Origin of the sequence: Thioclava sp. UBA3469 (assembly GCF_002378135.1) — a bacterium.
GTDB classification, from domain to species: Bacteria; Pseudomonadota; Alphaproteobacteria; order Rhodobacterales; family Rhodobacteraceae; genus Thioclava; species Thioclava sediminum.
Window position 1 is genome coordinate 675 of sequence record NZ_DFRG01000075.1, and the last position, 1,861, is coordinate 2,535.

At 65.2% G+C, this 1,861-nt stretch carries 2 protein-coding genes and 1 pseudogene; 2 read left to right on the forward strand and 1 reads right to left on the reverse strand.

What is annotated here, in order from left to right:
• Positions 1-63: 63 nt before the first annotated feature.
• Complete coding sequence (locus B3D39_RS06670; RefSeq protein ID WP_274963565.1) at positions 64-651, forward strand: hypothetical protein; 588 nt, start codon at positions 64-66, stop codon at positions 649-651.
• A gap of 92 nt (positions 652-743) precedes the next feature.
• On the opposite strand, the gene B3D39_RS06675 is transcribed toward B3D39_RS06670, so the two are convergent.
• Complete coding sequence (locus B3D39_RS06675) at positions 744-1,343, reverse strand: NADPH-dependent FMN reductase (RefSeq protein WP_274963564.1); 600 nt, start codon at positions 1,341-1,343, stop codon at positions 744-746.
• A gap of 278 nt (positions 1,344-1,621) precedes the next feature.
• Between B3D39_RS06675 and B3D39_RS06680 the strand changes: the two are divergent.
• Positions 1,622-1,861 (forward strand): annotated as a pseudogene (locus B3D39_RS06680) (cobaltochelatase subunit CobT); the annotation flags it as partial.

A 1,861-nucleotide genomic window follows, 5' to 3' on the forward strand; every position in this document is an offset into this window, starting at 1 on the left:
GGCCGAGTTCTACCAGCGCCTCTTCGACGAGGAACTGCCGGAATCGGCGGCCGCGATCGCCTCGTGATCTCGCGCCTCGCGATCCGGGGCGCGCTCCTCGCGGCGCTGCTGCCCTTCGCGGCGGCAGCCCAAGAGGCGCCCAAGGATGGCGAGATTTTCGCAGCCCTCACTGGCGACTGGAACGGCGACGGCACGCAGGATGCGGCGATGCTGGTGCAGAACGGCGCGGATGCGGCCGATCTGGTGATCTATCTTGGTGACCCGACCTTCGGGCTGAAACGCGAGATGACGATCGAACGGGTGGTCTTTTCGGGCCAGATGGGCGGGCAGACGCCTGCGCTCGAGTCGCTTTCCGACAGCGCGTTCAAGCTGCATTCCGAACAGATCGGGATCGGGCGCACCCCGTGGGAAAGCGCCTATTCCATCGCGTGGCGCAATGGCGGCTTCGTCGTCTCGGGCTACAGCTACCGCTATTACGACCGGATCGATCCCGAGGATACCGGCACTTGCGACGTGAACCTGCTCAATGGCGATTACGTCATGACGCGGCGCGGCCAGACCGCGAAGGGCTCGCAGGATCGCCGCGCCTTCCCGCTCAGCACGTTGCACGCGGATTGGATGCCGATGATCTGCACGGGGCTGTTCCAGTAACTTCGGTCGCGCTAAGCCGCGCATAAAAACGCCCGGCGCGGGGGCCGGGCAAACTCGTTACTCTACTACTACGTGTGGCAGATCCGTTTGGATCACGCGGCCTGACGATTTTCTGTCTCGCCCTTGGCCAGCTTCGCGGCCTGACCCCAGAACGCCATGTCGTCGAGCAGCGTTTTCGCCGGACCGTCCAGGTGATCGCCCAGCTCCGCGATTGGCGTGCCTTGCGCGGCTTTCACGAAATCCGCACCGCCGATGCTGACCGCGCCCGCGACCGGGACCATGCCGAAATTGATCGCGACGAGCCGCAGATGCTCGACCGCGCGGGCAGCGCCCACGCCACCATAGCCCAGGGTGCCCAGCGGCTTGCGACGCCAGCCCTCAAACGCATAGTCGAAGGCGTTCTTGATCGTGGCCGGGATCGAGTGGTTATACTCCGCCGTCACCACGATGAACCCGTCGAATTCCTTGAGCTTTTCGCCCCAAGCCTGCGCCTTCTCGCTGGTCACGGGCTTCGCTGCAGGCGGAGCCACCTCGTCGAAGAAGGGCAGCGCGGCTTCGCGCAGATCCAGAACCTCGTAGCGCATGTCGTCGCGCGCATCGATCTTGGTCTCGAACCATTCGAGTGCGCGGTCAGCGAAGCGCCCTTCGCGCGTCGTGCCGACGATCAGGCCGATGTTCAAAATCTCGCTCATGTCGAACTCCTTTCGGGTATGTCGTCCGGTGTGTCGCACGGGGCCCTCGATTGGGGAAGTCGGGCCACAGGGGGAGGCGTGCGTCTCGTGTTCAACTCTACGTAAGCCCTGTTTGAGCCCATCCAACCCGCCCGTTATGTGCACAGGTGAACGGATGCCGCGCGCCAGCAGCGGGAACTTTCCCAGCCCCCGCCCTGCTCAAATCGGGCCGATCTGCTGCGCGCGTCTCGCGCGATCGGCTCTTGCGGGCGGACGCGCGCGATGCTTTATCTGAGGCTATGAGCAAGCCTTCCGACAACCCCGCGGATCCCTTCAAAAAGGCGCTGGCCGAGGCCACCAAGACGATGGCCGACGCGCCCGATATGACGGTGAGCTATTCGGTCGACCCCTCGGGCATGACCGCCGACACGATGCGCCTGCCGCAGGTCTCGCGCCGGATGACGCGCGACGAGGTTCTGCTCGCGCGCGGCACCGCCGATGCGATGGCGATGCGCCGCTGCCACCACGATGCCGCGATC